Consider the following 26,748-nt stretch of genomic DNA (forward strand, 5'->3'; position numbering starts at 1 on the left):
ATATAATATTTTGAAATATAAAAAATAGTGTGTTGGTTTTTAAAATAAAAAATAAAAAAATTAAATTTAAGATTCATATGACTTCTTTTCAGGTCTTCCTGCTATTGAAAGTATAATTACAAGAATACCTAATATTATTCCAAGTATTGCAACATAATGTAATCCTGCAGTTAATTCTTGAGCAGCAACACCAAATAATGTTTCCTGTTCAAGTGTTTTTGAGGATACTGCATAGGATAATATTAAACCACCGTAACATACAGCGAAACTAATACCTAAACTTCTTGAAGTAGGAATAACTCCAGAAGCAGTTCCTGCATATTTCTCTGGAACTGAAACCATTATCGCTTTATTAATTGGTGATTGTAGTAAACCACATCCAAGACCATATACTGCAAATACTATAAATATCTCAAGTCCATGGCTTAAGTTAGTTGTAAATGTGATTAGTACCAATGAAATTATACAGATAATATTTCCAATTACAGTTGGAAGCACAACTCCTTTTTTATCTGTAATCATTCCACTTATAGGTGCTATAAATATCATAATAAGTGGTGCTGCACTAAGTACTACACCTACCATTCCAGGTCCGTCATGTACTACCTTTTCTAAAAAGTATGGAATGGAATAAATAAGCAAATACTCTGCTATATATGCAAGGTGAAGATTAATTGTATTTGCTGTAAATGTTTTATTTCTAAATAAATGAAGATTAATTAACGGATCTACAGCAGTTTGTTCTGATTTAATAAATCCTAAAACAGAAATTGCAGTTAATACTACACCAATAATCGCATATAAGAAATATCTATCCTCAATAAAGTTTAAAGTTCCAATTACAAATAATATTGAAAAGAAGGCAGTGGTTAATCCTTTTATGTCCCAAATAATTCTCATTCTTTCAATTTTATCAAGACTATATATTGCTAGTATGAATGTTATAATTCCTAAAGGGACATTGATTAGAAAGATTGCTCTCCAGTCATAGAGTTGCTGTAACAGACCACCAATGGTAGGTCCAATTGCAAGACCTACTGCCGCAGAAACAGAGTATATTCCATAAGCCTTTCCAAGATCCTTTTCTGCAAAAGCCTTTTCTAAAATAACCATTGGACTTGCAAGAAGTAATGCACCAGCAATTCCTTGTAAAAATCTACTTAAAATTAATATGTCTATACTTGGGGATATTGAACACATAATGGATGTTATAATCATTCCAACAACACCTATCTTGAATATCCTATCGTGTCCGTATCCGTCTCCAAGTTTTGATGCAAATAGCGCAAGACCAATAAATGATATAAAGTATCCGGTTACAACTAAACCAGTAAGACCTACACTGGCATTAAAGTATATTCCAATATCTGGAAGGGATACATTAGCAATACTTGTGTTAATACTGGCCATTAAGCATCCTAATGATAATGATAAAAGTATTTTCCATTTATTTGGTGATTCTTCATTATTTGCCATTTATTTTTAGATACTCCTTAAGTTTATTTTTCTATAGGTTATAGTTTGTATTTATGGATATAAATATATGATGAAAATTTTTTAATTAAAATTAAATAAATTTAAAGTTTAAAGAATTTTATAATAGATTTTAATATAAATATTGAAAAACATATATTTTTTAAGAAAATATTTAATGTTTGTTCTATTTTTCTAAAAATGTGTCTATTAAGTTTCTAGTTGTATTTAATGATTCCATTGGAATGCCTTTAGGATTTTTACCAATCTCACCTTGAACGTCTTTTAAAATATTTCCGTCATATCCTAAAAACATAGCTTCTGAAACTTCACCAAAGAATGACTGTGGTGGAAGTATTGATACTCCTACCCTATTTCCTTCTTTAACATTTTTATCATTTGTTATTACCTTTAAGGCTCTTGTTCCAATATTGACATTACACATCATAAGTTTATCTGCATTGGGATGTTTCATTACGCTCATTATTTCTCCTGCTCTAATGTCAATACCAATGATGGGATCATTAATTGGTCCATATGCTAATCTGTTTCTAAGTCCAAGGATTGTATCCAGGAAGAATTTAACTTTTGCAATGTTCTCCTCGGTTTTAGATTTATCGTCTTTAGGTGCTGCATTCATGAATTTATGGTTCCATTCAGGTCCTCCTAAAAATTCTATAATCCTTTCTGCATTTTCCTCAAGCTTGCTAACATCCTCAGTGTTTGTTAGGTTATCTCCTTCAAGATATGAATATTTTAATGATTGGAAGGTACTGGTCATATTTTTAGCTTCATCAATAGCTGCTTTTTTATTCCAATTTCCCCTAAAACTTCCAGTTTGAACAGTATTTAAATATAATTCCTGTGACTTTATAGCTATTAAAATTCTATAATCCTTAGATGTATCCCACATAAACAATCTCCTAAATATTTCTAATAAAAATAAATAAACTAATTATATTATAATATTTTTATTTTTTTAAATAGATATACTTTAATATGGTTTTTGTTTTGGTTTTTTGGATTTAGTTTTTTTTAGTATAGATACGTTTTTTATTTACTTTTTATTTGGTTAGGATAAGTTTATTCTTAAAATATATTTTATAAATTATGGAATTTTTCTATTTTTAAAAATACTGATTAGAAGCATTATTTTCTTAAATTTTTTTATAAAATTATTTATTTTTTCTTTAAAACCATTGTTTATAGGGGATTTTTTGAAATTTATAAATTTATATATGATAAAATATTTATATTAAGAATAAAACATATTATTATTATTAGTATAAAAAATCATTAAATTTATTATTAAATTTTATAATTTATTCTTATTATTATTGATGTGGTGAAAATATGGTTGAAGTTTCAAGTCTTCGTGATTTAGATATTTATACAGTTCATGGAAAATATGTTGGTAAAGTAGAAGATGTTGTTCTTAATATTCGTTTAGGTACTATTTCAAAATTAGTTATTAGAGCTTTAGAACCTCAACATGAAAGACAAGTTGGATTTAGACAAATTATAAGAAGCGGGCTTCAAATGGTACCTGAAGAAGATGAGATGAGATCTTATCAAGAAGGTTTACTTACCATTGGTTTTGATAAAGTTACAGCTATTGGAGATATTATGTTAATCAATACTCCTAATGTAAGGCAACAAATTCCAAATGGTCGTGGACCAAATTCTCAAAGACCAGTTAATCCTGAGACTTCTGAAAATCCGGAACAACCAGGTTCTCAAGTACCAAAACCAGAAGCTCCTAATGCATAATCTTATTATTTTTCATTAAATAATATTTTTATACTTTTTTTTATAGATACTAAATTTTAATTATTTTATCTTAATTGTATTAATAAATAATATTTTTTATTTTAATCTTTAATTTAGCTAAATTTTTTATATACTTTATTGATTTGATAATTTTAGAAGTGATTAGATGATTGTTGGAATACTTGGCTGTGGTGCCATAGCTAATATTATTGTTCAAAACGTAAATACTGATGATACTAATATTGAAATAAAATATTTCTATGATAGAGACGGTGAGAGGGCTGAAAATCTTGCAGATATTGCAGGAGGTATTGCCCTTTTAAAACTAGAAGATATGTTTGGTAAGGTTGATTTAATACTTGAAGCAGCTTCACAAGATTCTGTGAGGGAAAATGCTTTAAAAATCATTGAAAGTGGTACAGATATGATTTCAATGAGTGTAGGTGCATTTATGGATGAGGATTTTAGAAACACTTTAATTGATGCGGCTAAGAAAAATAACACTAAGATATATGCTCCTTCAGGAGCTGTAAGTGGTATTGATGCTATTAAAGCAGCTTCTGTTTTAGGTATTGACAATATCAGATTGACCACCCGTAAATCTCCTAAATCTTTAGGTAAAAATGTGGATGAGGTTGAGGTTTTGTTTGAAGGTAAAGCTTCACAGGCAGTAAAGGAATTTCCAATGAACATTAATGTTGCAGCAGCATTATCCCTTGCATCCGGAAGGGACATTGATGTAAAGATTATTGTAGATCCTGAAGTAACTAGAAATGTCCATGAAGTGGAAGTATGCGGTAAATTTGGACAATTAAAAACAGAAACAATGAATTTCCCGTCTAAGTTAAATCCTAAAACCAGTATGTTGGCAGCTTTATCTGCTATTAAATTACTTAGGAAATTAGACGAGCCATTTGTAATTGGTACATAATACTATAAAATTATTTAAGGTGTTTAAATGAATAATATGAAAGATTTTGAAATTTATTCTAATTTAAAAGTTTCAAAGATTAATCCGGTAATTATTCGCTTGGACGGTCGTAATTTTCATACTTTATCATCAGATTTAAAATTTGAAAAACCATATGATGTACATTTTGCAAAGGCAATGTCTGATGTATGTTTGGATATAGCAAATGAATTTCAACCCTTGTTTATCTATTCCTTCTCAGATGAGATAAATATATTGTTAAATGAACTTCCATTTAATGGTCGTGTTGAGAAATTAGATTCCGTATTTGCAAGTTTCGCATCCTCCTCACTAACATCAAAGCTTATCCGTGAATTCAATATTGATAATGATAAACTATTTAATGAAAATCCATCTTTTAATGATGAATATGAGAGATTTAAACGTAGTTTAGGTATTCAAAATAGTGAAGATACCAATGAAGTTTTAGGTTTTAGAAAACCAATTTCTTTTGATTCAAGGATTGTACCTATATCCCATGAAGAAATCCCGGAATACTTTAAATGGAGACAAAATGAATCCTGGAGAAATTGTATTAATGGTTATGGAATTTGGTCATTAAAGAGAAACTATCCTGCTGATGTAGCTGCCTCAAAATTGTTTGGTTTAAGTTTATCTGATATAATAGATATCCTATCCGATGAAGGAATAGATTTCAATGAAATAGATCTTTGGAAGAAGAGGGGATTTGCTGTTTATAAAAACTTCCACACTATTAAAAAATATGATAAACTAACTGACAGTGAGGTTGTAGAAAGAAGGAGATATCTATATAGGGACTTTAATCTACCAAAATTTGATAGACAATTCTTTGTTAAAAAGGAGATTATTGAAGAAAACCCTTAACTCTACAAAATTCCTCTTTTTATTAAATTTTCACTTTTTTCTATTTTTTATAGGAACATATTTTAGAAATATCTAAAATCTTAATAATTTTTTATATGGTTCTTTCATAACTTTTAAATATCTATTAATTTAAATTATCTATAAATCGTAAGTATGATTTTTATAATATGATTTAATTTTAAATTTAATGATCTTTATTTATTAATAAACTATGGAGAGATATAATGGGTTTAATTTCAAAAATATTAAAATCAGATGATAATGATTCAAACACCTTTAACAGGGTCTGTGTTGATAGAGAAGTTTTGGAATCTGTTATATACTATGCAAAGAAGGCATATCCTCATGAATTTTTATCTATGTTAGATGGTTTAATAAGGGATAATACTCTATATATCACTGGACTAATTTTTATTCCAGGCGAAACCTCTGATACTGGCGCAGTTCTCCATTATGATCAGCTGCCTCCCAACACTAAATTTTATGGTACTGTTCATTCACATCCAGGTCCTAGTGCAATGCCTTCCGATGCTGATTTGGAAATCTTTTCAAAAAGGGGATTTTTCCACATGATTGTAAGATTACCTTATACCATTGAAACCTTTAAAGCATATGATAAGGGAGGTAATCCCATGGATTTTGAAATAGGTGATTACTCATATCTTAAAGAAGAGGAATTTTCCGATTTCTTTGATGAGGATGATATACTTACAGATGATGATAATTTCTCAGATGAAGAGGAGGAGTTTCTTGAAAGTTTTGATGATATCCATAAAAGAACAGATTATGATGAATTTTCAAAAAATTATAAAAACACTTTTTATATTCCATCACCAGGTCAATCTGATTCTGCTGAAAATCCAATAACTATTAATCCGGAGGATCTCGATGATAATAATGTAATTGAGATTAACGCTAGTGATATTAAACGTGGTATTAATATTAATCTTGAGCCGGGTATGCCGGTTCCTAGAATTGTTATAAAAAATGATCAGGATATTGACTATAAATGTAATAGCGAAGATGATTTTAAGGAAGAGTAATCCTTTCAGTATAGGTATCTAATATTTTTTTTAATTCCCTTTTCCTTTAATATATTTTTTTATTAACTGATTTTGTTTATATTGGTTTCGTATATTTCTTGATTTTTATTAATTGGTTTGTTTTTAATTGATTTTAATTTATTTCTCGATTTTTATTGTTGATTTTCTTTATACCGATCTGTATATCTCTTGATTTTTTATTGATTGGTTTTCATGCTTTAGTTTTATTTCAAGTATGATTCTTAGATTAATAGTGAACTTCTATTTTTCTAATTAGATTTTGTAATTTTTTTATTTACTTTAAATATAATCTTATTTTAATAATAAACTTCTATTTTTAATTAAATTTCTATTTATATAATTTATTTTCATTTAAATCTAAAAATAATAAACTTAATCATTAGATTTTGGATATTAATTAAAAATGGAACATATTAAAATATTGTTTACTTAGTAAATTATTATAAAATTAGTAATTTTAATTTGCTTGGTATGACATTTTACTTAGCAAGTTATTATATAATTAGTAAAAACTTTAAAAATTAGTAACATGGTTTGTGGATTTAATTGAAATTTAAGTATGTGAAAATAAAAAAAAGAGAAGTTAAAATTATAATTTAATTTTAACTGCATTGTGAACATTGTCGAGAGCAACTAATTTTTCTAAGACATCTTCAGGAATTTCATGATCTACAGTAAGAATCATTACTGCATTTCCGCCAACGGTGTCTCTTCCAATTTGCATTACTCCAACATTAATATTAGCTTCACCTAAAATGGTGCCAATGCTGCCAATGGTTCCAGGTACATCTTTGTATCTAGCAATGAACATGTTTCCTTCAGGTTTTACATCTACCCAGTAACCGTCTACTTTTAGGATTTTTGGTTCAAAGAGAACAGTTCCTTCTGCAGAGAATTCATCAGAATCAGTTTTACCAGTTACTTTAATAAATGAATCGTAACCTTTTGCATCTTTTTTGGAACCTTCGGTTACAGAAATTCCTCTGGATTCTGCTACTGCAGGAGCATTAACGACAGTTACAGGACTGCTTAATATAGGGTTTAAAATACCTTGTAATACAGTTCTTGTGAATATTTCTTTATTGGAAAGTTCACTAATTTCTCCACCATAAATAACTGAGACTTCTTTAATATGTCCGTTAATGGATTGTGAAATGAAACTACCTAATTTTTCACATAATTCTAAGTATTTTGCAGAATCCTTTAATCCAGAATTATCTACTCTAGGCATGTTAATAACATTGTTTGGGGTTTTACCAGCAAATAAATCTGCAATTTCATCAGCAATAATTATTGCTGCTCCTTTTTGAGCTTCTTTGGTGGATGCTGCAATATGTGGAGTACATACGATATTGTCAAGTTCCATTAATTTGCTGTCTTCAGGAGGTTCAGTTTCATATACATCAAGTGCTGCTCCCCCGATTTTATCATTTTTAAGTGCATCATATAATGCATCTTCATCAATGATTCCACCACGAGCACAGTTCATAATAATTGCGTTTTCCTTCATGATCTCAAATTGTTCGGTTGAGATTAAATGGTTAGTTTCAGGAGTAAGTGGTACATGAATAGTAATTACATCTGCGTTTTTAAGTACAGTATCTAAATCGGTTAACTCTACTCCCATGTCTTGTGCTACTTCAGGAGGTAAGTATGGATCATATGCAAGTGCATCCATCTCGAATGCTTGGCATCTTTTTACTACTTGGGAACCGATTCTACCCATTCCAATTACACCAAGGGTTTTACCTTTAAGTTCCATTCCCTTAAATAATTTTTTCTCCCATTTACCTTCTTTGGTAGATTTATCAGCAATTGCAATTTTACGAGCAACAGCTAACATAAGTCCCATGGTATGTTCTGCTACAGTAATTGAAGTTGATTCAGGTGCATTTACAACCATAATACCTTTTTTAGTAGCTGCATCTAAATCCACATTGTCTACACCTACACCTGCTCTTGCAATGATTTTTAAATTTTCAGCAGCTTCAATAACCTCAGCAGTCATTTTGGTTCTACTTCTGATAGCTATTCCATCATATTCCTTAATAGTTTTTAATAAGTCTTCTTGACTAATGGTAGTATCCACTACAACATCAGCGACTTCTTTAAGTCTATCTATACCTTTTTGATCTATTGCATCAGCAACAAGTACTTTCATCCTTTCACCTATATTTTAAAAATTTCTTTATAAGTAATAATATAAAAAATAAGCTCTATTTTATTTAGTTAAACAAAATTCATATTTAAAATAGTATTTAAATATTTGTTTTAATATTAATTTGATAAAATAGTTTTAAATATCATCTTAGATATTTTTAAAAGCCTTTGGCTTTTATTTTAATGAAATATTATCTAATCTACTTTTTTTCTAAGATTTTATTTTATATTATACGTAAAATTTAAATATAATTGAATTTAAAATAATATAAATTAATAGTTTATATTATAAAATAATCTTTGTTATTCTTAATATTTAAATTTTTGATGTTTCTAAACTTTTGGAGTTTAAATTAGTTTTAGCTATTTTTCCTTATTTAAAATACTAAAATCTATTTTAATACCTCGCATTTGGACATTTTTTAAATATTGTTTATAACATGATATTATTTTATAATATTCAAAATTGGTGATATTATGGTTTCTGTAGATGAATTTTTAGTATCAAGTGCAAATTTTTTGCCTGGTTATGAAATAGTTGAAATTAAAGGGTTTGTTTATGGTTTAACAGTTCGTGCCCGTGGTGTTGGTGGAGATATAGGTGCCGGAATCAAAGGTCTCTTTGGTGGTGAGATAAAACAGTATGTTCAGATGATGGAAGAGTCAAGGGAGGAATCCATTGAAAGATGTATTAGTCATGCTAAACAATTAGGTGCTAATGGTATTATATCTGTAAGACTTGATTCTGATTCAATCTCTACAAATATGCAGGAAGTTTTAGCATATGGTACAGCTGTTGTAGCTAAAAAAATAGAATAGTTATACTAATTTTATTGTTTGTCCTTTCTAATTTCCAAACACTTTTTTTTATTTTTACTTTAAAGTTTAATAATAAATTTTAATAATCCTATAATTTAATATTAAACTAAAGATTATATCTAAATTTTTTTTATTAATTTAATTTTTTATGGTGTTGATATTATTTTTAATGATAATATAGTTTTTAATGATGTTGAGATTCCAAAAGCAGTTTTAGGTTATGCACCTATGACCTGTGAGGGATATTTTGGACATAGGACACGGTTATATGAATTGGATATTTATAATAATCCTGAAAAAATAGCATCTATTATTGTAAAAGCATATGAAAAGGGAGTAAGGGCTATGAATATCCCTAATGATTCATGTTTGTTAGATGCAATTGATATTGCTAAAGGTCAAGGTGCAGATATGAAAATAATTGGAACTGTAGGTCATACAGATGTTAATTATCTGGCACCTAATTTTAAAAAAGCAAGAGAAGAGGTTGATTATTTAACAGATATTGAAATATTATCTAACTATGATACCCCTTTAATGCTGGTTGATGATATTCTAGTTGACGGTTATGATTGGGATTATACTGCTAAGGTTTTGGAAGAGATTAAAGATCATAATATAATCCCAGGTATTATCACATCTTATCCTTTTAAAACATCCAGACAATTGGTTGATGATTGCATTGACCTTGATTTATTTGATTTTTATATGGTTCCAGTAAATAAAATAGCATATACAATGGATGTTGATTTCTTTGTAAAAGAGCAGCAGGAAGAGTTAAAAACATTGCTCAATCAAATTAATAAAAAAGTAATTATTTCAAGAATATTGGCCTGTGGTATTCAATCACCTAAAGAGGCCTTTGATTTTTTAGAAAAACTAGATTATGCTGATATGGTGACTGTAAGTGCAGCTTCTGAACGTGAAGCCGATGAGACATTTGGTCTATTATTAAATAAGTAAACTTAAGAAAAGATTTAAGTATCTTTTCTCTCTTTTACCATTTTAATAAACTCACTTGAGTTATCTGCTTCTTTTAATTCCCATGATTTGATTACAGGAATACCGTCAATTGATTCCTTGAATTTTTCATTATTTATTACAAAGAATGAATCAGAGGATGTAATTAAAGATAGGTCTTTAAGTGGTATTGCCATTTTTTTAAGTGTTTTTGTATTTCTATTTTTCTCAAGATTTGCAATTAATGGACTTTCATTTTGACTGGTGTCCTTAAGTTTTGCAAGTGCATCAAAAGGTGTTTTACTTGTATTTACAACACCGAAACCTAATTTTGCAAGATCATTGTTTTTATCAGTAGTTATTTCCTCTTGATTTTGATAAGGTTCAAAAATATCAATATCAAAGGTTATCTTTGTGTTTAAAACATCTTCCAACATGATTGCAGTTTCAATATTGGCCTTAACTTTACCATTTTCATAGTTATATATTGTTTCACGGGATACATGAGCTAAATCAGCTAAATCTTTAAGTGATAAGGAATATTCTTCCCTGTATTCCCTTAAAAGCTTACCATTAATATTAACAAAGTATCCTCCACGGTTTGCCAATACCTCAGGATATTCGTTATATATAATCATGTTTTTAAATGTTCCAAGACTGACTGCTGGAATACCATGTCTTTCATAGACCACATCATCTTCTAATGGACGGTTTCTTGTTTTAAGTCCAACAAGTAATGGACTTCCTAAGAAAACTTCTGATATTTTTTTAATTTCATTTACATGGGTTTCATTAACACTATCAATATTAACAAGAACTTTCATAAGTAAAATCAAAAGCTTACGACGAGCCACCATATCAAAACAGCTCTGTTCATAAACATTTGATGTTTGAAATCCTTCTGTAGTTAATAGTTGACTTATTTCTTGAATTAATATATTCCTACTTGTAGCCATAGGAATCACCTCATGAATAAAAATATTATTATAATATATTATGTAATTTCTATTTAAAAGGATTTTTTATTTTTAGTGAATATATTATATAAATTGAAAATTTCCTTATTTATTTATTCTATTTTTTAATTAGTAAATCTAAAATTAATTCATCTTTTTTATTATTTTTTTATTAGCTAATTATTTTTTTAAATCCCCCTTTTAAAGGTATCTCATCATTTAATTGTTTTTTATATTTGATTTTTAATTTTTATTCTAATCTTTTAATTTTGTTTTTGTGTTTTCTTTAGCTGTTGTTTCAGTCTTTTACTAATTTAACCTTGATTAATGATATTTATGAAATTATTATATAAGGTATAATATACAATATATTAATATTATTAATTTTTTTGGATGTGTTAGTATAAGTTATATTTATGTAGGTATTGATGATACTGATTCACCAGATGGAATGTGCACTACCTATCTTTGTGCACTTGTAATTCAAAGATTGAAAGATAAAGGGTTTACTATTGAAGGTTATCCTAGACTCATTAGGTTAAATCCTTTCGCTAGATTCAAAACACGTGGAAATGGTGGAGTTTCATTTAAATTTCCTAAAGAACAATTTAAAGATCATGATTTAAATGAGGCTAAAAAAATTATTTTGGATGCAGTTGAAGAGCTTGCAATGTTTGATTGTGATAATACTAATCCAGGTGTAGTGTTTTATGACGGTGAAATCACCGAAGAAATGGAGGCTTTTGCATATAAGGCATTACATTCAATTATTACAATTGAAGAGGCTGAAGAATTTGCAGAGCATATCGGTGCCGAAATCCATAAATTTAAAAAAGGTAGAGGTATTATAGGATCTATTGCAAGTATGTCATGTAAACTTACAGACTATACCTATGAACTTTTGGCATATAGGTTAAAGGAAAATAGGGGCACCAAACGTCATATTGATTATGATTCCGTTGTTAGGATGGATAAATTAACAGACACCTTTGAGAATATTGACGGCGATTATTTGGCTATTGAACCTAATACTCCATGTCCTGTACTTTATGGTATTAGAGCAAACGATCCCGAAAGCCTTAAAAAAGCCCAAAAAATTGTAATTAATGGTGAGGAAGTAGAAAGATACTGTATTTATTTAACAAATCAACATACTGATATGCATCTGGAGGATGCTAGGGATATTGCCTCCATGAAACAATACAGCTCATATATTGTTGAGGGTTTCGTTAAAGACAAACCTCACACTATTGAAGGTGGACATCTGTTCTTTACACTTGGGGATGAAAGTGGTTCCATTGAATGTGCTGCTTATGAACCTACCAAAGATTTTAGAAAAATCGTTGCTAGGTTAAGACCTAAGGATAAAGTTAAGTTATATGGTGGTATTGGAAAGGAAAACACATTTAATATTGAAAAATTCCAAGTGCTTAAATTGAATAATATTGCCTATAGAAATCCAAAATGTCCTGAATGTGGTAAAACCTTAAGCTCTGCAGGTCATAATAAAGGATTTAAGTGTAAACATTGCGGATATATTTTAAGAGACTCCTCTAAAATTCTTTATGAAATTAGTCGTCAATTAAAAGAGGGAAAATTCTATGAAACTCCTGTATCTGCACGTAGGCATTTGGCAAAACCACTTGTTCGTATGAATTTAAGTGATTAGATTCATATCTTTGTTCCTTTTTTGTCTAGTTTTTTCACTTTTTGTTTAGTGGTCTAATATTTTTTAATCTTTTTTTCATTTTTATAATATTTTTCTTAAATATTAATATATTATATTAATTTTTTTTGAAGTTTTTAGCTTTTTTAATCAATTTTTATCTATTTTTCTGAATTTTTAAAAAATTCAATTCTCTTTTTGAAATTCTTAAAGTCCTTAATTTTTAATTTTTTTTAATCTTTTTATATTGGTTATTTTTATTAATATCCTGTTTGAATTCTATGTTTTTGGGGATTATGGACTTTATTTTAGTATTTTTTATAATTGATTCATTATTTACTTTTTGTTCTAATGGATTTATATTCTATTTAGTTTTAAGTATATGTTCTCAAAATAAGAAGTATTATTCATTTTTTGCATTTTATACTAAATTTTATTCACATTTAGGGAATTTTATTTTCTAAAATAGATTAGTTTATAAATTAAAAGAATAAATAATATTTTAATTTATTTTAGAATAATATTATAACTCCTAAATTTAATATTATTTTTTTTAAATTTTTATTAGGGTATATTTATGAGTAAGGAATCAACATCTCAGGATCGTAAAATAAGACCATGGATGGAATATAAACTACATATTGTAGTACTATTTTTGGTTATCATTGCTGAATGGATTGGTATGAAGAAATTCAATCTGGGTGGTAATGTAAGTATTGTTATTATGCCATTACTTTATGCAATGGTTATAGGATTGGCTTTTTATCTTGCAAAACCAATTACTTTTATTGGAAATCATGAATCAAAAGTTGCAGAAGGATTAATGTTATTATTTATGACTCCGCTTCTTGCTAAATTAGCAGTGTCAAGTGGTCAAGCTTTAAAGCTTTTATTTGATGTAGGTCCAGCTATTATATTACAGGAATTTGGTAATTTAGGAACTATATTTTTTGCTTTACCAATCGCTCTTCTTTTAGGATTTAAAAGAGAAAGTATCGGTATGACAAGTTCTATTTGTAGGGAACCTAATATTGGTACGATTCTTGATAAATATGGTACAAAATCTCCTGAAACCAGGGGGGTTTTAACTGTTTATGTTATAGGTACTATTATTGGTACTGTTTTTATTAGTTTAGTTTCAAGTCTTTCTACCTCTTTACCTTTCCACCCTTATGCTCTTGCAATGGCAAGTGGTGTTGGTAGTGCAAGTATGAATGCAGCTGCACTTGCACCTTTAACTGCAATCTTTCCAGATATGAAAGATACCATAATGGCATTTTCAGGTTTTTCAAATCTAATTTCTTTCTGTTTCGGTATTTATCTTACAATGTTTATTGGAATACCTCTAACTGAAAAATTATATTATTGGCTGGAACCTAAGATTGGTAGGACTACTTCTGCATCAATACCCTCTCAAAGTTATGAAGACGAGGATATGAAAAACCATGATTTAAGTAAAGAAATCAATAAGATTACATGGAAAAGGGTTAGTGATTGGATTATTCTATTTGTAATCTTTTCATTTATTGTAACCTGTGGAAATTGTGTTTCAACAGGAAGATCATTTTACTTTACATTTGTTGGAATGTTGATCCTATCTGCTATGGCATTTGCTAGTGTTGTTTTAGAGCGTGTACTTCCACATCATATATCCTCAATTTTATATGTAAGTATAATAGGTATGCTTCTTTCAATGCCTTGGTGTCCATTATCTCCAATCATTGTAACCTATGTTAATAATGTTGAACTTACTTCAATCGTTACTGTATACCTTGGTTATGTTGGTATTTCAATTGGAAGAGATTGGGATCAATTTAAAAAGTTAGGTTGGAGAGGAGCTATTGTTACCTGTTTTGTTATATTGGGTACATTTATAGGTTCTGCTACAATTGCTCAACTTGTATTAATGGGTACAGGTGCAATCTAAATATTCTTAAACCCTCTTTTTAAATCTTATTTTTTAAATTAATTTTCTTAAAGATTCAATTTTAAATTTAAAATCGCTTAAATTAAAAATAAGTATTAAATGTCTTTTTTTTTGATGGGTTATAGTTTAAACGTTTTAATCTTCTTTTATTTTCAAATCTTATAATTTAGGAATAAAAATTGATAGGTTATAGTTTAAACGTTTTAATCTTCTTTTATTTTCAAATCTTATAATTTAGGAATAAAAATTGATAGGTTATAGTTTACGTTTTAATCTTCTTTTATTTTCAAATCTTATAATTTAGGAATAAAAAATTGATAGGTTATAGTTTACGTTTTAATCTTCTTTTATTTTCAAATCTTATAATTTAAGACTTAAAATAATCTTTTTATAAAATATTAATAATCTTATAGAAACTAATAAAACTAATTTTAAATATATTATAATTAATTATAAGCTTTATAAAAATGGTGTTTTTATGGATGATATATTAATAAGAGATGTGATAGTCATAGATTCAACTTACAATGATCTTTTAGATACATCTATCTTGATTAGTGATGGGAAAATTGAAGAGATTTCAAGAAACATAAAAGTTGATGATGATGTTAAGGTTATTGATGGGGATAATCAGTATATTCTTCCAGGATTTATTGATTTACACACTCATTTGATGGCTAATGGTTTTCATTATGAGGATAATATGAGAAATCCCTTATCTACCTATTTTTATAATGGTCTTATAAATGGAAAGGATACCATTGAATGTGGTGTAACTACAGTCAGGGATTGTGGTCTTGCAGATATCGGATTTAAAAGAGAATCAGAACAATTTAGATTTCCACTACCTAAGACCCTTATTAGTGTATGTCCTTTATCTATTACAAGAGGTCATTTTGATTATACAGAACCTTCAGGTCATGATATGAGAATATCTTATCCTGGAATGCCTAGATGTATTGGAGACGGTGAAAGTAATGTACTTAAAATGACAAGGGATTGTATTGGTGCAAGAGCAGATTTTATTAAAGTCATGGCATCAGGTGGAGTTTTAAGTGCTTACGGTTTCCCACAAAATCCACAATTCAATAAAAAAGAATTAAAAACCATAGTTGATGAGGCAAGAGCTAATCATCTTAAAGTAGCAGCACATTGTCATTCAATAGAAGGGATGAGAAACTGTATTGCAGCAGGTGTATCCTCAATAGAACACGGTACTTTTGTAGATAGAAAAACGGCAAAAGAGATTAAAGAGCATAATATGAGTATAATTCCAACTTTACTTGTCCATAAGGAATTATATAAAAATCCCAATGAATCCTATAGGGTTAATAAGGGCAATATTAAAAAACTTAAGGATGTTGTCAAGGTACATTCTGAGAATATTACAACCGCATATGAGGAAGGTGTAAATCTTTTAATGGGTACAGATTGTGGTGTAGTGGATCATGGTATTAATTTAGGTGAACTTGAGAATTTAACTAAAATCGGCATGAGTGAAAAGGAGGCAATAAGTGCAGGTACCTATAAGGCAGCCCAATTTTTAGGTCTGGATGATAGGATTGGCTCAGTTAGACTACATCATGATGCTGATTTAATTCTTACAGATAAAAATCCTTTAGAGGATATATCCTATATTAAAAATAAAGACAATATCAAATTGGTGGTAAGGGACGGACATATCTTTAAAAACCATTTAAATAATTAAATATTAATTTATTTTTTATTTAAGTCGGGTTTAATTTTATTTTCCTTTTATTTTGAATTAGGTTTATATTTTATTATTTTTAAATTTAAACTATTTTAAAGCAATCTTTAAAGATTTGGCTATTTTTAATAAGCTATTATATGATTTTCAAATATCCTCATAATTTAATGCATTGGGTTGTTTTTAAATATTTGGCTGTTTTTTTATTTTTATTTTACTATTTTTAATGATTTTAATCTTAATCTTATGATATTATAATTTTTTTTTAAATCTTCAGCTGTTTTATTGATTTTTTATTTTTTATTATATAATCTCCAATTATCTCCATAATCTAAATTATATTGAGGCTATTTTTAGATATTTGTTTATTTAAATGGGTTTTTATTATTATTAATATTATAACTAAAAATTTAATTAATATAGTTTACAAAATATTAATATTATTTTAATTAATCATTTTTAAAAATTATTTATCTAATTAGTCTGTGTGTTTTTTATGATTGTAAAGAAAATTGCCGATTTTATTGTAAATTTAAAATATGAAGATATATCTGATGATGCTTTAAAACAGATTAAACTAGCTTTTATTGATTATATTGGTGTATATTTAAGGGGACGCAATGAAATGGCTCCTCAGATTTTAAAAGATTCATTTAGTCTTATGGACCATAATTATGATAATTCAATCTTAACTGATGCAATGTTTTTAGGTACCTCCTCACATGTTCTTGATTTGGATGATGGTCATGATGTGGCATCTGTACATCTTGGAACCGTCGCATTTTCGACTGCCATTGCATTGAGCCGTAAATTAGAGGTTAATGGTAAGGAATTTATAGAAGCTATTCTTGCAGGTTATGAAACCGGAATATTGATTGGTTCCATTGCAAATCCCAATCATAGAAATCAAGGATTTCATTCAACCGGAACAATAGGTACATATGTGTCTGGTGCCGTTGCAAGTAAGATTTTAAGATTAAACTTTTATCAAACAATACAATGTTTAGGTCTTTGCGGAACACAGTCTGCAGGACTTTTAGAATCAGATCATCAGGGAACTATGGCTAAAGCTTTTCACTCAGGTAATGCTGCAAGGGCAGGAATCGTTTCTGCATTCTTGGCCTATAATGGATTTACAGGTCCCGAGTCTATCATCGATGGTGATGAGGGTTTCCTGAAGGCCATGGCAATAGGGGATATACGTTCTGGTAAGACATTAAAAGAAGTCAATTCAAATAAGATTAACAGATATATGAATGATTTCGGTAAATTCCTTCAAACTAGTGATGTTTACTTTAAACTATATCCTTTCTGTAGACATATTCACTCAGCTATTGAGTCAAGCTTGTATTTGCATAATATAATTAAAAAACAATACGATGTAATCGAATCCGTTGAAATATTCACATATAAGATTGCATCAGAACATGATAATTATAAACCTCATAATAAAGAAGAATTAAGGCAATCACTTCCATATGCGGTGGCCATTGCGTTGGTATGTGGTGAGGTTGGTCTTACAAAGATTAATTATTTAATTGAGGATGGTCTTTTTAAGGATATTGATGAGGTTGAGGATGAGAAGGTTAAAGAGATTAAAATCTTGGCTCCTAAAATCATTATTCATGATAAAAAAGAATTCGATTCTTTAGAGGCAGGTGCCCGTCCGGCTAATGTTAAAATTAATCTAAATGAAAGTTTTAGAGGTGGGGCATTTGAACACACTACCATCTATTCAAAAGGAAATAAACATAATCCAGTAAGTCCTGGAGAGGTTATCGATAAATTCAGAAAATTAAATCCAACTTATGGGGTTCAAAAATTAAATAAGATTGATTATATGGAATCTTCAAAGATGGATGAGTTAATTAATGTTTTAATTGATTCTTATGAATAATGGAATTTAATTTTGATGATAAGTTAAATCGGGGAAATATTATGATGGATGATACAAAGAATTTCTTAAAAGGATTAGGTATTGAAGAACAAGATTCTAATTATGTGTCTTCAAAGTGTTTTAATGATAAAGGTCAGTATAGATTAGAAATACCTGGAATTCAATCTGTAAATGCTCTTGAAACAGTTTTAAAAACATGTAAACAAAAAGATATTTTTATTCATAGAATTACACAGACTAAGGGAATCATGTTTTTAACCGATGATGAAATTAGCCGAATGGTTGATTTAGCAGGATCTAATGGAGTGGAACTGTTTTTAGCTGTAGGTCCAAGGGCAACTTATGATACAAGTGCAAGTGTTCATACCAAGGAAGGTATTCGTATAGGATATAGGCTTAGAGGTTATGACAATCTAGTTTATGCAATTGAGGATGTTAAAAGGGCAGTCTCTCTTGGAGTCCGTGGAATACTATTATATGATGAGGGTCTTTTATATGTTTTATCTAAAATGAGAAATGAGGGCCAACTTCCAAAAACATTACACTTTAAATTGTCTGCCCATGCAGGCTGTTCAAATCCTGCAAGTGCTAAACTATTTGAATCAATTGGTCTTAATTCTTTAAATCCTGTAAGGGATCTTCAAATACCTATGCTTGCATCTATACGTTCTGCTATTAATATACCTATGGATGTTCATACAGAAAACCCTAAATCCTCTGGAGGTTTTATACGTCATTATGAGGTTCCAAGCATGATAAAAGTGGCGGCTCCAATTTATCTTAAAACGGGAGGTTCTGTTGCAAAAACACATTCCTGGGATACAACAAGTCAGGATGCAGTAAAAAGAGTAAAACAAGTAGAGCTTGTAAAAAGGATAATAGATAAATACTGTCCTGATGCGGTAATCTCACCTCAAGCATCAAAGGATTTGGCTGTTCCTGAAAATTAATCGTTAATGGTTTAGTTATTTAAAATATTATGGTGAATTATGTCTTTAATTAATAAGATTGCAGATGGGGTTATTAAAGCCAGTACTACTTATAGTCAGGATAGAATTGACGGATTTAAAAGAGCTTTAAAGTTAGAGGAGGAACTTTCTAATGATAATGCAGTATGGGCATTGGAACAAATGATTAGAAACGAATCAATCGCATCTTTAAGAAAACTCCCATTATGTGATGATACAGGTATTCCTCATATATTGGTAGAATTAGGTGAGAACAGATCCCTTCCTGAAGGATTTATAAGAGATATTAAGGAAGGCTTGAAACAAGGTTTGGATGATTTACCTGGACGTCCTATGGCTGTTAAAGGAAATCCTTTAGAGCGAATTGAGCAATCTAAAGGATTATATGATGAGCCTTCCATGATGTTACCTGCACCTATTTCCATTGATTCCTTTGATAAGAATAATAGGAGTTATTCCAGGGATTTAGAAAATCAGATACATATTCATATATTACTTTTAGGTGGTGGACCTGAAATACGTTCTAAAACATATAGGGTTTATCATCAGCATGATAGAAAAATCGTAATAAATGAAACGATTGATTGGCTTAAGGAATCTCTTAAAATGTTGGGCTGCACACCTTCCATTCCTGCAATTGGTATTGGGAGAAGTCATTATGAAGCAAGTCATCTAATGTTAAAGGCTATGGTTTATGGTAATTTAAATTACCAAAGTAACACTGAAAACTTCATTACAAATGAATTAAACAAATTAAATATTGGTCCTATGGGTCTTAAAGGTCATACTACTGTTTTAGGGACATTTTTAAATATCGGTCCTCAAAGGGCAAGTGGTGTTAGGATAGTATGTGCAAGACCCTGCTGTTTTGTTGAACCTCGTATTTCAACAATTAAAATATAATTTCTATTTTTTAAGAGGTAAGTTTTATAAATTTAGATATTGATATTTATATTATCTTATAAACTAATGTGAGGCATAAACTTGGAGAATAAAAAAGTACATAATAAGTTTAAAATTCCAGAACATAATCTTACTACTACAATTACTAAGGTAGAACCTAATAAGATTTCTACAAGAGGTTATAATCAAGTAGATCTAATAGAACATCTAAGTTATAGTGAAATGGTATATTTATTACTTTTAGGTAAATTACCTAATAAAAAAGAAGGCAGATTATTAAATCATGTACTTGTTTCCTTCTGTGATCATGGTGTAACACCTCCAAGTACTCAGACTGCAAGGATTATATCTTCAAGTGGTTCTCCAATTAATAATGCAGTTGCTGGCGGTTTGCTATCCTTTGGATATCATCATGCTGGAGCTATTGAGAAAGTCATGATAATGTATCAGGATGGAATTAACAGTTTACATATATCTGGAGATCCTGATTTGGATGACCCCCAAATTACAGATAAGGCATTGGATATTGTATGTGAAAAGATTTCAAAACATGAGAAGGTTCCAGGTTTTGGTCATAGATACCATGATAAGGATCCAAGAGCACGTAAATTAATTGATTTGGTTATTAAAGAGGGAAGTTTAGGTCCACACGTTAAACTTGCGTTGAGTATGGAACAATTATTGAGGGAAAGGAAGGGCATATCCTTAAATGTGGATGGTATTAATGGAGCTATTCTTTCAGATTTAGGTTTTAATCCTGAGTTAGGTATAGGGGTATTTATGATAGGCAGACTCCCAGGTTTGGTTGCCCATAGTTATGAGGAGAAAATGGATGAGGAAGAGTTTAGAAGATTCTGTGAATTAGATGATATCACTTACACAGGATTTGAAAATAAACAAGTAAATAATAGAAAATAATTTAATGGTGGTCAATATGGATTTTTTTGATGTAATTGATAAAAGATATAGTGTACGTGGATTCACTGATGAGGAAGTTAGTAAAGAAGACTTAGATAAAATTTTAGATGTAGCTGCAAAAGCTCCTACTGCAGTAAATTTTCAACCTTTTAAGGTTTATGTAATTGACACAAATAAAAATAGGGGGGCTCTTAAGAAGGTTTATCCCTCAGAATGGTTCTTACAAGCACCAATTGTATTGTGTGTTGCAGTTTCAAAAGAAGATGCTTGGACACGTAGGTATGATAATAAAAACTTTGCTGATATCGATGGGACTATTGTCATGGATAATATCATTCTTGCAGCAACAAGTTTAGGATTAGGCACATGTTATGTTGGTGCATTTAATCCAGATGCAGCTGAGGAATTAATTAACTCAGATAAATATGCTCCATTATTATTTACTCCACTAGGACATGTTGATGCAGGTCCAAGAATTCAAGATAAAAAAACAGCCAATGATATAAGTGAATATATTTAATCTGAGTATTAATTATTTCACCTATCGGTTTTTTAATATTATTTCCTCGGGTTTTATTAATCAGTTAAGGATATAATTGAATGTTAAGTTTGTCAATGTTGAATTTGTTAATCTTTAATTGATGGGTATTTTAGTTTTATTGTTTATTTTAAAAAGATATTAAGTAGTTGAGATGATGAGACCTCTTACAATACATGCTAAAAATAAAGAAGAATTAGATAAATTTACAGATCTTCTTGAGGAGAACAATTTTAAATTACATTCATATGATGATAATTTTTCATTTCTTTATAAGAGGGCATATGGCAATTGGGTAGCTCATTTAATTTGCATTATACTTGCAGCTACTCTCACTGCATGGTTTCTATTTGGAAATTTAGTCCTATTTTTATATGCTTTTTATAGAAATTCCCAGTATGTTTTAATTACAACAAAACTTGAAAATGATGGTGAAAAATTGGATTTCGATGAGTTTAATGAAATTGATTTAGACAGGGGTTCATTTTCTTAATTTTCTTAAACTCCTTTTTGAATTTCTTAAGATTTTTATAAACTATTTTAGTTGAGTTTTTTTTACTAATTTCTTTAAAGTTTTCTTAAAGATTTTAGAAACTATCCTTGAATTTTTAGAGATTCTTTCTAAAATTTCAAAAAACTATTTTCTTATTGGTTTTTTACATATTTCATATATATTGTAGTTATTATTTTAACATGTTTTTTCAAAAACATTGTTTTATAGATTTTTTTATTATTTTCATAAATAATTTTTTTAATTCTTTGTGTTTTTTATTGTAAGCTTATTTTATTTCATTATTTTATTAAATGGACAGTATACTGTATTTATTAATTTTTCATATAATTTTTTATATACATTATTAGTATTTGTTTAAGTCTTTATAGGAAATCTCTTAAAACTCTATTTATTCTTCATTCTTAACTATCATATTTTTTTTAAAAAAATATTTAAATTATCTTAAACAAAATTTTAATTGTAAATTTTTAATATTTTAAAATTTTTATTTTCAATATTTTTTTCTAATTTTTTAGGAAATAATAGTTAATTTATTATATTAAAAATTAAATAAATTAATACATTAATAATATGATAAATAAGAGAAAATTATTTTTAGTATAAAATAGGTTTTTAGGTAGATAATATGGTTCAGATGACTTATCAAAAAAGGATGCAAGTATACTCAATTGTTTTCTTATTTGTTATGATTAGCTTAGCAATAGCTCCATTTTATCTAGGCGAACCTTTTACTAGTGAAAACTTAGCTACTGCTGTACTTGTTTGTTTAGTGGGAGTAGCGTTTCCATTGGTCTCATATAGACCAGAATGGAATAAGGCTATGTTATTTTGTGAAGGCATATTATTCGCTATTTTAGGTTATATGTTTTTGGAAAATCCTTATAATTATGTTTTTTTAGTATTTGGTATTGTTTTGATTGCTATTTCAATTTTAGCATATATGAAGAAATTACCTCCACGATTACTAGGATATTTTTATCATAGTAGTAAAAAGAAGTAATTTTTTAACTTTTTTTAAAAATCTTTTTGTATTAATAAATTGAAACTTATTGAATTTTATTAATGAACTTTATGTGTTTTATTTAGAGTTGGATTTTTATTTAAAATCGCGTATTATAATCTAGATAAAATTTTAAATACCATGGTGATAAAAAATGGCAGAAATATCAGAGGCTATCTCAATGATTAAAAAGGCTGAAAGTGATGCTGTTCAAGTAGTGGAAGATGCTAAAGTTAAATCTGAAGATTTAATTAATGAAGCTACTGCTAAATCTAACCAATTAATGGAAGAAGCTAAAAGTAATGCATCACATGAGGCTGAGGTCACTGTTTTAAATTCAGAAGAAGAAGCTAAAAAAGAGGCTGAACAAATTAAAGCTCAATCTGAAAAAAATGTTGAGTCTATTAAAGCTAAATCTTCAGTGAATGTTGATGAAGCAGCTTCTGTTATTGTTGAAAAATTGTTGTAGTGTGAGATAATGTTTCAAACTGAAAGAATGCGTAAACTTAAAATAGTCACTTTGGATAAGTATGCTCCTTCAATAATTAGTGAATTACATGAGGCAGGTACTGTTCAAATTGATGATATTTCAGAACGTATTCAACAAGATCCTGAGATTGGGGAACTATTAACTCCTGCTAAATCCACATCTAAAACTGGTAGAATATCATCATTATTAATGAAAACAACTAGTCTTTCTGATGCAATTGCAAATGCTTTAATGTTTAATACAAGTAAGAAAGATAAGATTCATTCATTAATTAATCCAGAATTGATTGTTCCTAAAAATGTGGAACCGATGGATACTGACGCATTGATAATCTATGCAGAATCTGTTTTAGATGATGCTAGTACTGAAATATCTCCAGTACAGGATAAATTATCCGCTCTCGACACTGAAGCAAGTAGATTAAATTCTAAAATTACCGTTGCTCAAAAATTAATTAACTTTAATTATGACTTAGGTATTTTAGCAGACACTAATACTACTTCAACAATAGTTGGAAGGATTGCTGTTGAATCTGCTTCTGAAGTAAAAGCAGAATTGAATAAAATAACTGATGAAATTGTAATTGATGAAACTAATTCTGATGAAGCTTTTAATAGTTTTATTGTAGTTAGTTCTAATGAATATAAAGACACTGTCTATTCTACACTTAGAAAATTCGGTTTTGATAATTTAGATGTTAGTGGTATGGAAGGTAAACCTTCTGATTTCATTGCTAACGCTAATGCTAGGTTATCTGCTATTGCTAATGAAAAAACCCAGTTACAAGCTCAATTTAAAGAGCTTGCTAAAAAATGGGATGACGATATCTTAGCTTTAAAAGAACAATTAGAGAATGAAAAAGATAAAAATGAGATTTACACTAGTTTCGGTGAAACTAAAAACTCTAAAGTATTTGAAGCTTGGGTACCAGTTAAAAAAGCAGAAGAAACTAAAAAACTTATTGAAACTGCAAGTGATGGATATTGTGTTATAGAGGAAGAAGAAATTCCAGATGACAGTGAAGATGTACCTGTTCTTCAAAATCACTCTGGATACGTTAAACCATATGAAATATTAGTTGATATGTATTCACCTTTAAAATATAATGAGGTTGATCCAACTTTATTTGTAGCTATTACATTCCCATTATTCTTTGGGTTCTGTTTAACTGATGCAATGTATGGATTGTTAAACTTTTTAGTTGGATACTTTGTATTATATAGAGGTCTTGGAAGAAATAGCGAAACCTCAAAAGACTTTGGTAAAATATTTATGGCTTCAAGTTTATGGGCTATACTTTTAGGTCTTTTAACCAACGGTCTATTGGGAGATTTCTCATCTAGAGTCTTAGGTATGGGAGCACTTCCAACTACCTGTTTAGATGCATTTACCAATGCAGCAGTAATTTTAGTTATTGCAATTGCTCTTGGTTTAGTCTATCTTAATATTGGTTTCCTTTTAGGTGCAATCAACAATTACAGATATGGTAATAAAAAAGATGCTTGGACTAATCAAATTGTTTGGTTCGTTTTAGAAATTGGTATTGTATTCTTAGCACTTGGATACATGTTACCTGCAATTGGAATGATTGGAATAATAATTGGAGCTATTTTCATAATCGCTGCTTTCGGCCTCTTATTCTGGGGAGGAGGAGCTTATGGAATTATGGATTTCTTCAGTTATATGGGAGATGTCCTTTCATTTGCTAGGTTACTTGCATTATGTTTAGCTACTGCAGGTATTGCAATGGCTGTAAACATTCTTACTGTAATGTGTGGTACTATGATTCCATATATTGGAATTATTCTCGCTATCATTGTATTCATTGGTGGTCATATATTTAACTGGCTTTTCCAAACTTTAGGTGCTGGTGTTAATGCATTACGTCTTAACTATGTTGAATTCTTTGCTCAATTCTTCATGGGTGGAAAAAACAGATTTGAGGCTTTCAAAGCAGGTAGGAAATTTACAAAACTTAACAAATAGATTTTTTCATTTACAATTTTAATATTTAAAAATAAAATTAATTTCAAAATTATGATATAATTTAAGGAGAAATAAATTATGGTAGAAATTGTCTTAGGAACTGCTTTAGCAGCTATTGGTGCTGGTGTAGCAGTCGGTTTCGCTGGTTTAGGATCAGGTTTAGGTCAAGGAATGGCAGCTGCAGGTTCTGTAGGTGCTGTTGCTGAAGATGGGGATATGTTCTCAAGAGGTATTATTTTTGCAGCTTTGTGTGAAACTCAGGCTATTTACGGTTTCTTGATTGCTATCTTATTATTAGTATTTTCAGGATTACTTGGTGGTGGAGGTAAAGGATTATCCACTGCTGTAGGTATTGTTGCTATTGGTGCAGGTGCTGCTGTTGGATTTGCAGGTCTTGGTTCCGGTATGGGTCAAGGTATTGTTGCAGGTTCATCTGTAGGTGCAATTGTTGAAAATGATGATATGTTCGCAAGAGGTATTATTTTCTCAGCATTACCTGAAACTCAGGCTATTTACGGTTTCTTGATTGCTATCTTACTCATGGTATTCGGTGGAATATTATAAGTGATTAGGAGGTCAAGAAATGAGTTCTGGGGCAGATAAAATTGTCTCTAACATAAACTCTGAGGCTCAAACTAAAGCTGATGGAATAATTCAAGAAGCTCAAACCAAAGCAGATGCTATAATAGCAAATGGACAAGCTGATGCAGATAAAGAATCAGCTAAAATTATTGCTAATGGTGAAAAACAAGCTAACATGAGACATCAACAAATTATCTCTGAAGCTAGAATGAATCAACGTAGAGATGAGTTAGGGGCTAAAGAAGAAGTTATCGAAATGGCTTTCGATAAAGCTATGGACGATTTAAAAGATTTAGCATCTACTGCTGATCCAAAATATGTGGAAGCATTAAATAAATTAATAAAAGAAGCTGCTGTTGAAATCGGCGGCGGAGATTTAATCGTTCAAACTAAAGAAGCAGATAAAACTAAAATTCAAAGTGCTTTAAGTTCTATGGCTAGTAATATATCTTCTGACACTAATGTAACTACTACTTTAGAATTTGGTGAGCCAATAGACACTATTGGTGGAGCTATTGTTAAAACTAAAAATGGAGATATCGAAGTAAATAATACTATTGAAGCTAGGGAATCTAGATTCAAACAATCATTACGTAGTGAAGTTGCTCAAATATTATTTAGATAGGAGTGAGA

At 29.2% G+C, this 26,748-nt stretch carries 24 protein-coding genes; 20 read left to right on the forward strand and 4 right to left on the reverse strand.

What is annotated here, in order from left to right:
- Positions 1-66 precede the first annotated feature (66 nt).
- Both ABM4_RS02015 and ABM4_RS02020 read right to left on the reverse strand, forming a co-directional pair.
- Positions 67-1,476, reverse strand: a complete 1,410-nt coding sequence (locus tag ABM4_RS02015; RefSeq protein ID WP_016358013.1) for an MFS transporter — start codon at positions 1,474-1,476, stop codon at positions 67-69.
- A 184-nt stretch (positions 1,477-1,660) separates the two neighbouring features.
- A complete protein-coding gene (locus tag ABM4_RS02020; protein WP_016358014.1) occupies positions 1,661-2,386 on the reverse strand; it encodes a tRNA-binding domain-containing protein in 726 nt (241 codons plus the stop codon).
- A gap of 440 nt (positions 2,387-2,826) precedes the next feature.
- Between ABM4_RS02020 and ABM4_RS02025 the strand changes: the two genes are divergently transcribed.
- From ABM4_RS02025 to ABM4_RS08875, 4 genes are all read left to right on the forward strand, one after another.
- The gene (locus ABM4_RS02025) at positions 2,827-3,243 is read left to right on the forward strand and encodes a PRC-barrel domain-containing protein (RefSeq protein WP_016358015.1); all 417 of its coding nucleotides are present in this window, start codon (positions 2,827-2,829) and stop codon (positions 3,241-3,243) included.
- 166 nt (positions 3,244-3,409) lie between these two features.
- Positions 3,410-4,174 carry an aspartate dehydrogenase gene (locus tag ABM4_RS02030; RefSeq protein ID WP_016358016.1) on the forward strand — a complete coding sequence of 255 codons (765 nt, stop codon included), beginning with the start codon at positions 3,410-3,412 and terminating at the stop codon, positions 4,172-4,174.
- 27 nt (positions 4,175-4,201) lie between these two features.
- Positions 4,202-5,059, forward strand: a complete 858-nt coding sequence (locus ABM4_RS02035) for a tRNA(His) guanylyltransferase Thg1 family protein (protein ID WP_050553599.1) — start codon at positions 4,202-4,204, stop codon at positions 5,057-5,059.
- A 224-nt stretch (positions 5,060-5,283) separates the two neighbouring features.
- On the forward strand, positions 5,284-6,102 hold the full coding sequence (locus ABM4_RS08875; protein ID WP_016358018.1) for a Mov34/MPN/PAD-1 family protein: 819 nt from the start codon (positions 5,284-5,286) through the stop codon (positions 6,100-6,102).
- Positions 6,103-6,712: 610 nt separating this feature from the next.
- Here ABM4_RS08875 and serA read toward each other — a convergent pair.
- On the reverse strand, positions 6,713-8,284 hold the full coding sequence (gene serA, locus ABM4_RS02045; protein WP_016358019.1) for a phosphoglycerate dehydrogenase: 1,572 nt from the start codon (positions 8,282-8,284) through the stop codon (positions 6,713-6,715).
- Between the two features lie 476 nt (positions 8,285-8,760).
- Here serA and ABM4_RS02050 point away from each other — a divergent pair, with 476 nt between their 5' ends.
- Together ABM4_RS02050 and ABM4_RS02055 are read left to right on the forward strand one after the other, a co-directional pair.
- Entirely contained in the window at positions 8,761-9,102 is a 342-nt protein-coding gene (locus ABM4_RS02050; protein WP_016358020.1) for a heavy metal-binding domain-containing protein, read from the forward strand.
- A 228-nt stretch (positions 9,103-9,330) separates the two neighbouring features.
- Entirely contained in the window at positions 9,331-10,065 is a 735-nt protein-coding gene (locus tag ABM4_RS02055; RefSeq protein ID WP_016358021.1) for a hypothetical protein, read from the forward strand.
- Between the two features lie 14 nt (positions 10,066-10,079).
- On the opposite strand, the gene ABM4_RS02060 is transcribed toward ABM4_RS02055, so the two are convergent.
- Positions 10,080-11,018 (reverse strand): transcriptional regulator, encoded by a 939-nt coding sequence (locus ABM4_RS02060; RefSeq protein ID WP_016358022.1) that lies wholly within the window; start codon positions 11,016-11,018, stop codon positions 10,080-10,082.
- A gap of 403 nt (positions 11,019-11,421) precedes the next feature.
- Between ABM4_RS02060 and ABM4_RS02065 the strand changes: the two genes are divergently transcribed.
- The 14 genes from ABM4_RS02065 to ABM4_RS02130 all read left to right on the forward strand — a co-directional run bounded on the left by ABM4_RS02065 (position 11,422) and on the right by ABM4_RS02130 (position 26,740).
- Positions 11,422-12,687: a DUF1743 domain-containing protein gene (locus tag ABM4_RS02065; RefSeq protein ID WP_394295812.1), complete on the forward strand. Its 1,266-nt coding sequence runs from the start codon at positions 11,422-11,424 to the stop codon at positions 12,685-12,687.
- A gap of 574 nt (positions 12,688-13,261) precedes the next feature.
- Positions 13,262-14,611 carry a DUF3100 domain-containing protein gene (locus ABM4_RS02070; protein ID WP_016358024.1) on the forward strand — a complete coding sequence of 450 codons (1,350 nt, stop codon included), beginning with the start codon at positions 13,262-13,264 and terminating at the stop codon, positions 14,609-14,611.
- A gap of 478 nt (positions 14,612-15,089) precedes the next feature.
- Positions 15,090-16,319, forward strand: coding sequence for an amidohydrolase family protein (locus tag ABM4_RS02075; RefSeq protein WP_016358025.1), 1,230 nt, complete (start codon positions 15,090-15,092; stop codon positions 16,317-16,319).
- Positions 16,320-16,815: 496 nt separating this feature from the next.
- Positions 16,816-18,216 carry an MmgE/PrpD family protein gene (locus tag ABM4_RS02080; RefSeq protein WP_016358026.1) on the forward strand — a complete coding sequence of 467 codons (1,401 nt, stop codon included), beginning with the start codon at positions 16,816-16,818 and terminating at the stop codon, positions 18,214-18,216.
- A gap of 44 nt (positions 18,217-18,260) precedes the next feature.
- Complete coding sequence (locus ABM4_RS02085; RefSeq protein WP_048200991.1) at positions 18,261-19,166, forward strand: peptidase; 906 nt, start codon at positions 18,261-18,263, stop codon at positions 19,164-19,166.
- 39 nt (positions 19,167-19,205) lie between these two features.
- Positions 19,206-20,087, forward strand: a complete 882-nt coding sequence (locus ABM4_RS02090) for a fumarate hydratase (protein WP_016358028.1) — start codon at positions 19,206-19,208, stop codon at positions 20,085-20,087.
- 81 nt (positions 20,088-20,168) lie between these two features.
- A complete protein-coding gene (locus ABM4_RS02095) occupies positions 20,169-21,005 on the forward strand; it encodes a citryl-CoA lyase (protein ID WP_016358029.1) in 837 nt (278 codons plus the stop codon).
- Positions 21,006-21,021: 16 nt separating this feature from the next.
- Complete coding sequence (locus ABM4_RS02100) at positions 21,022-21,525, forward strand: nitroreductase family protein (protein ID WP_016358030.1); 504 nt, start codon at positions 21,022-21,024, stop codon at positions 21,523-21,525.
- A gap of 175 nt (positions 21,526-21,700) precedes the next feature.
- Complete coding sequence (locus ABM4_RS02105) at positions 21,701-22,036, forward strand: hypothetical protein (RefSeq protein WP_040682503.1); 336 nt, start codon at positions 21,701-21,703, stop codon at positions 22,034-22,036.
- Positions 22,037-22,682: 646 nt separating this feature from the next.
- Complete coding sequence (locus ABM4_RS02110) at positions 22,683-23,057, forward strand: hypothetical protein (protein WP_016358032.1); 375 nt, start codon at positions 22,683-22,685, stop codon at positions 23,055-23,057.
- 154 nt (positions 23,058-23,211) lie between these two features.
- Positions 23,212-23,526, forward strand: a complete 315-nt coding sequence (ahaH, locus tag ABM4_RS02115; protein WP_016358033.1) for an ATP synthase archaeal subunit H — start codon at positions 23,212-23,214, stop codon at positions 23,524-23,526.
- A gap of 9 nt (positions 23,527-23,535) precedes the next feature.
- Entirely contained in the window at positions 23,536-25,533 is a 1,998-nt protein-coding gene (locus ABM4_RS02120; RefSeq protein WP_016358034.1) for a V-type ATP synthase subunit I, read from the forward strand.
- 78 nt (positions 25,534-25,611) lie between these two features.
- Entirely contained in the window at positions 25,612-26,097 is a 486-nt protein-coding gene (locus tag ABM4_RS02125) for a hypothetical protein (RefSeq protein WP_016358035.1), read from the forward strand.
- Positions 26,098-26,116: 19 nt separating this feature from the next.
- Positions 26,117-26,740 carry a V-type ATP synthase subunit E gene (locus ABM4_RS02130; protein WP_016358036.1) on the forward strand — a complete coding sequence of 208 codons (624 nt, stop codon included), beginning with the start codon at positions 26,117-26,119 and terminating at the stop codon, positions 26,738-26,740.
- The last annotated feature ends 8 nt before the right edge of the window (positions 26,741-26,748 follow it).

The organism is Methanobrevibacter sp. AbM4 (assembly GCF_000404165.1).
Lineage (GTDB): Archaea > Methanobacteriota > Methanobacteria > Methanobacteriales > Methanobacteriaceae > Methanarmilla > Methanarmilla boviskoreani.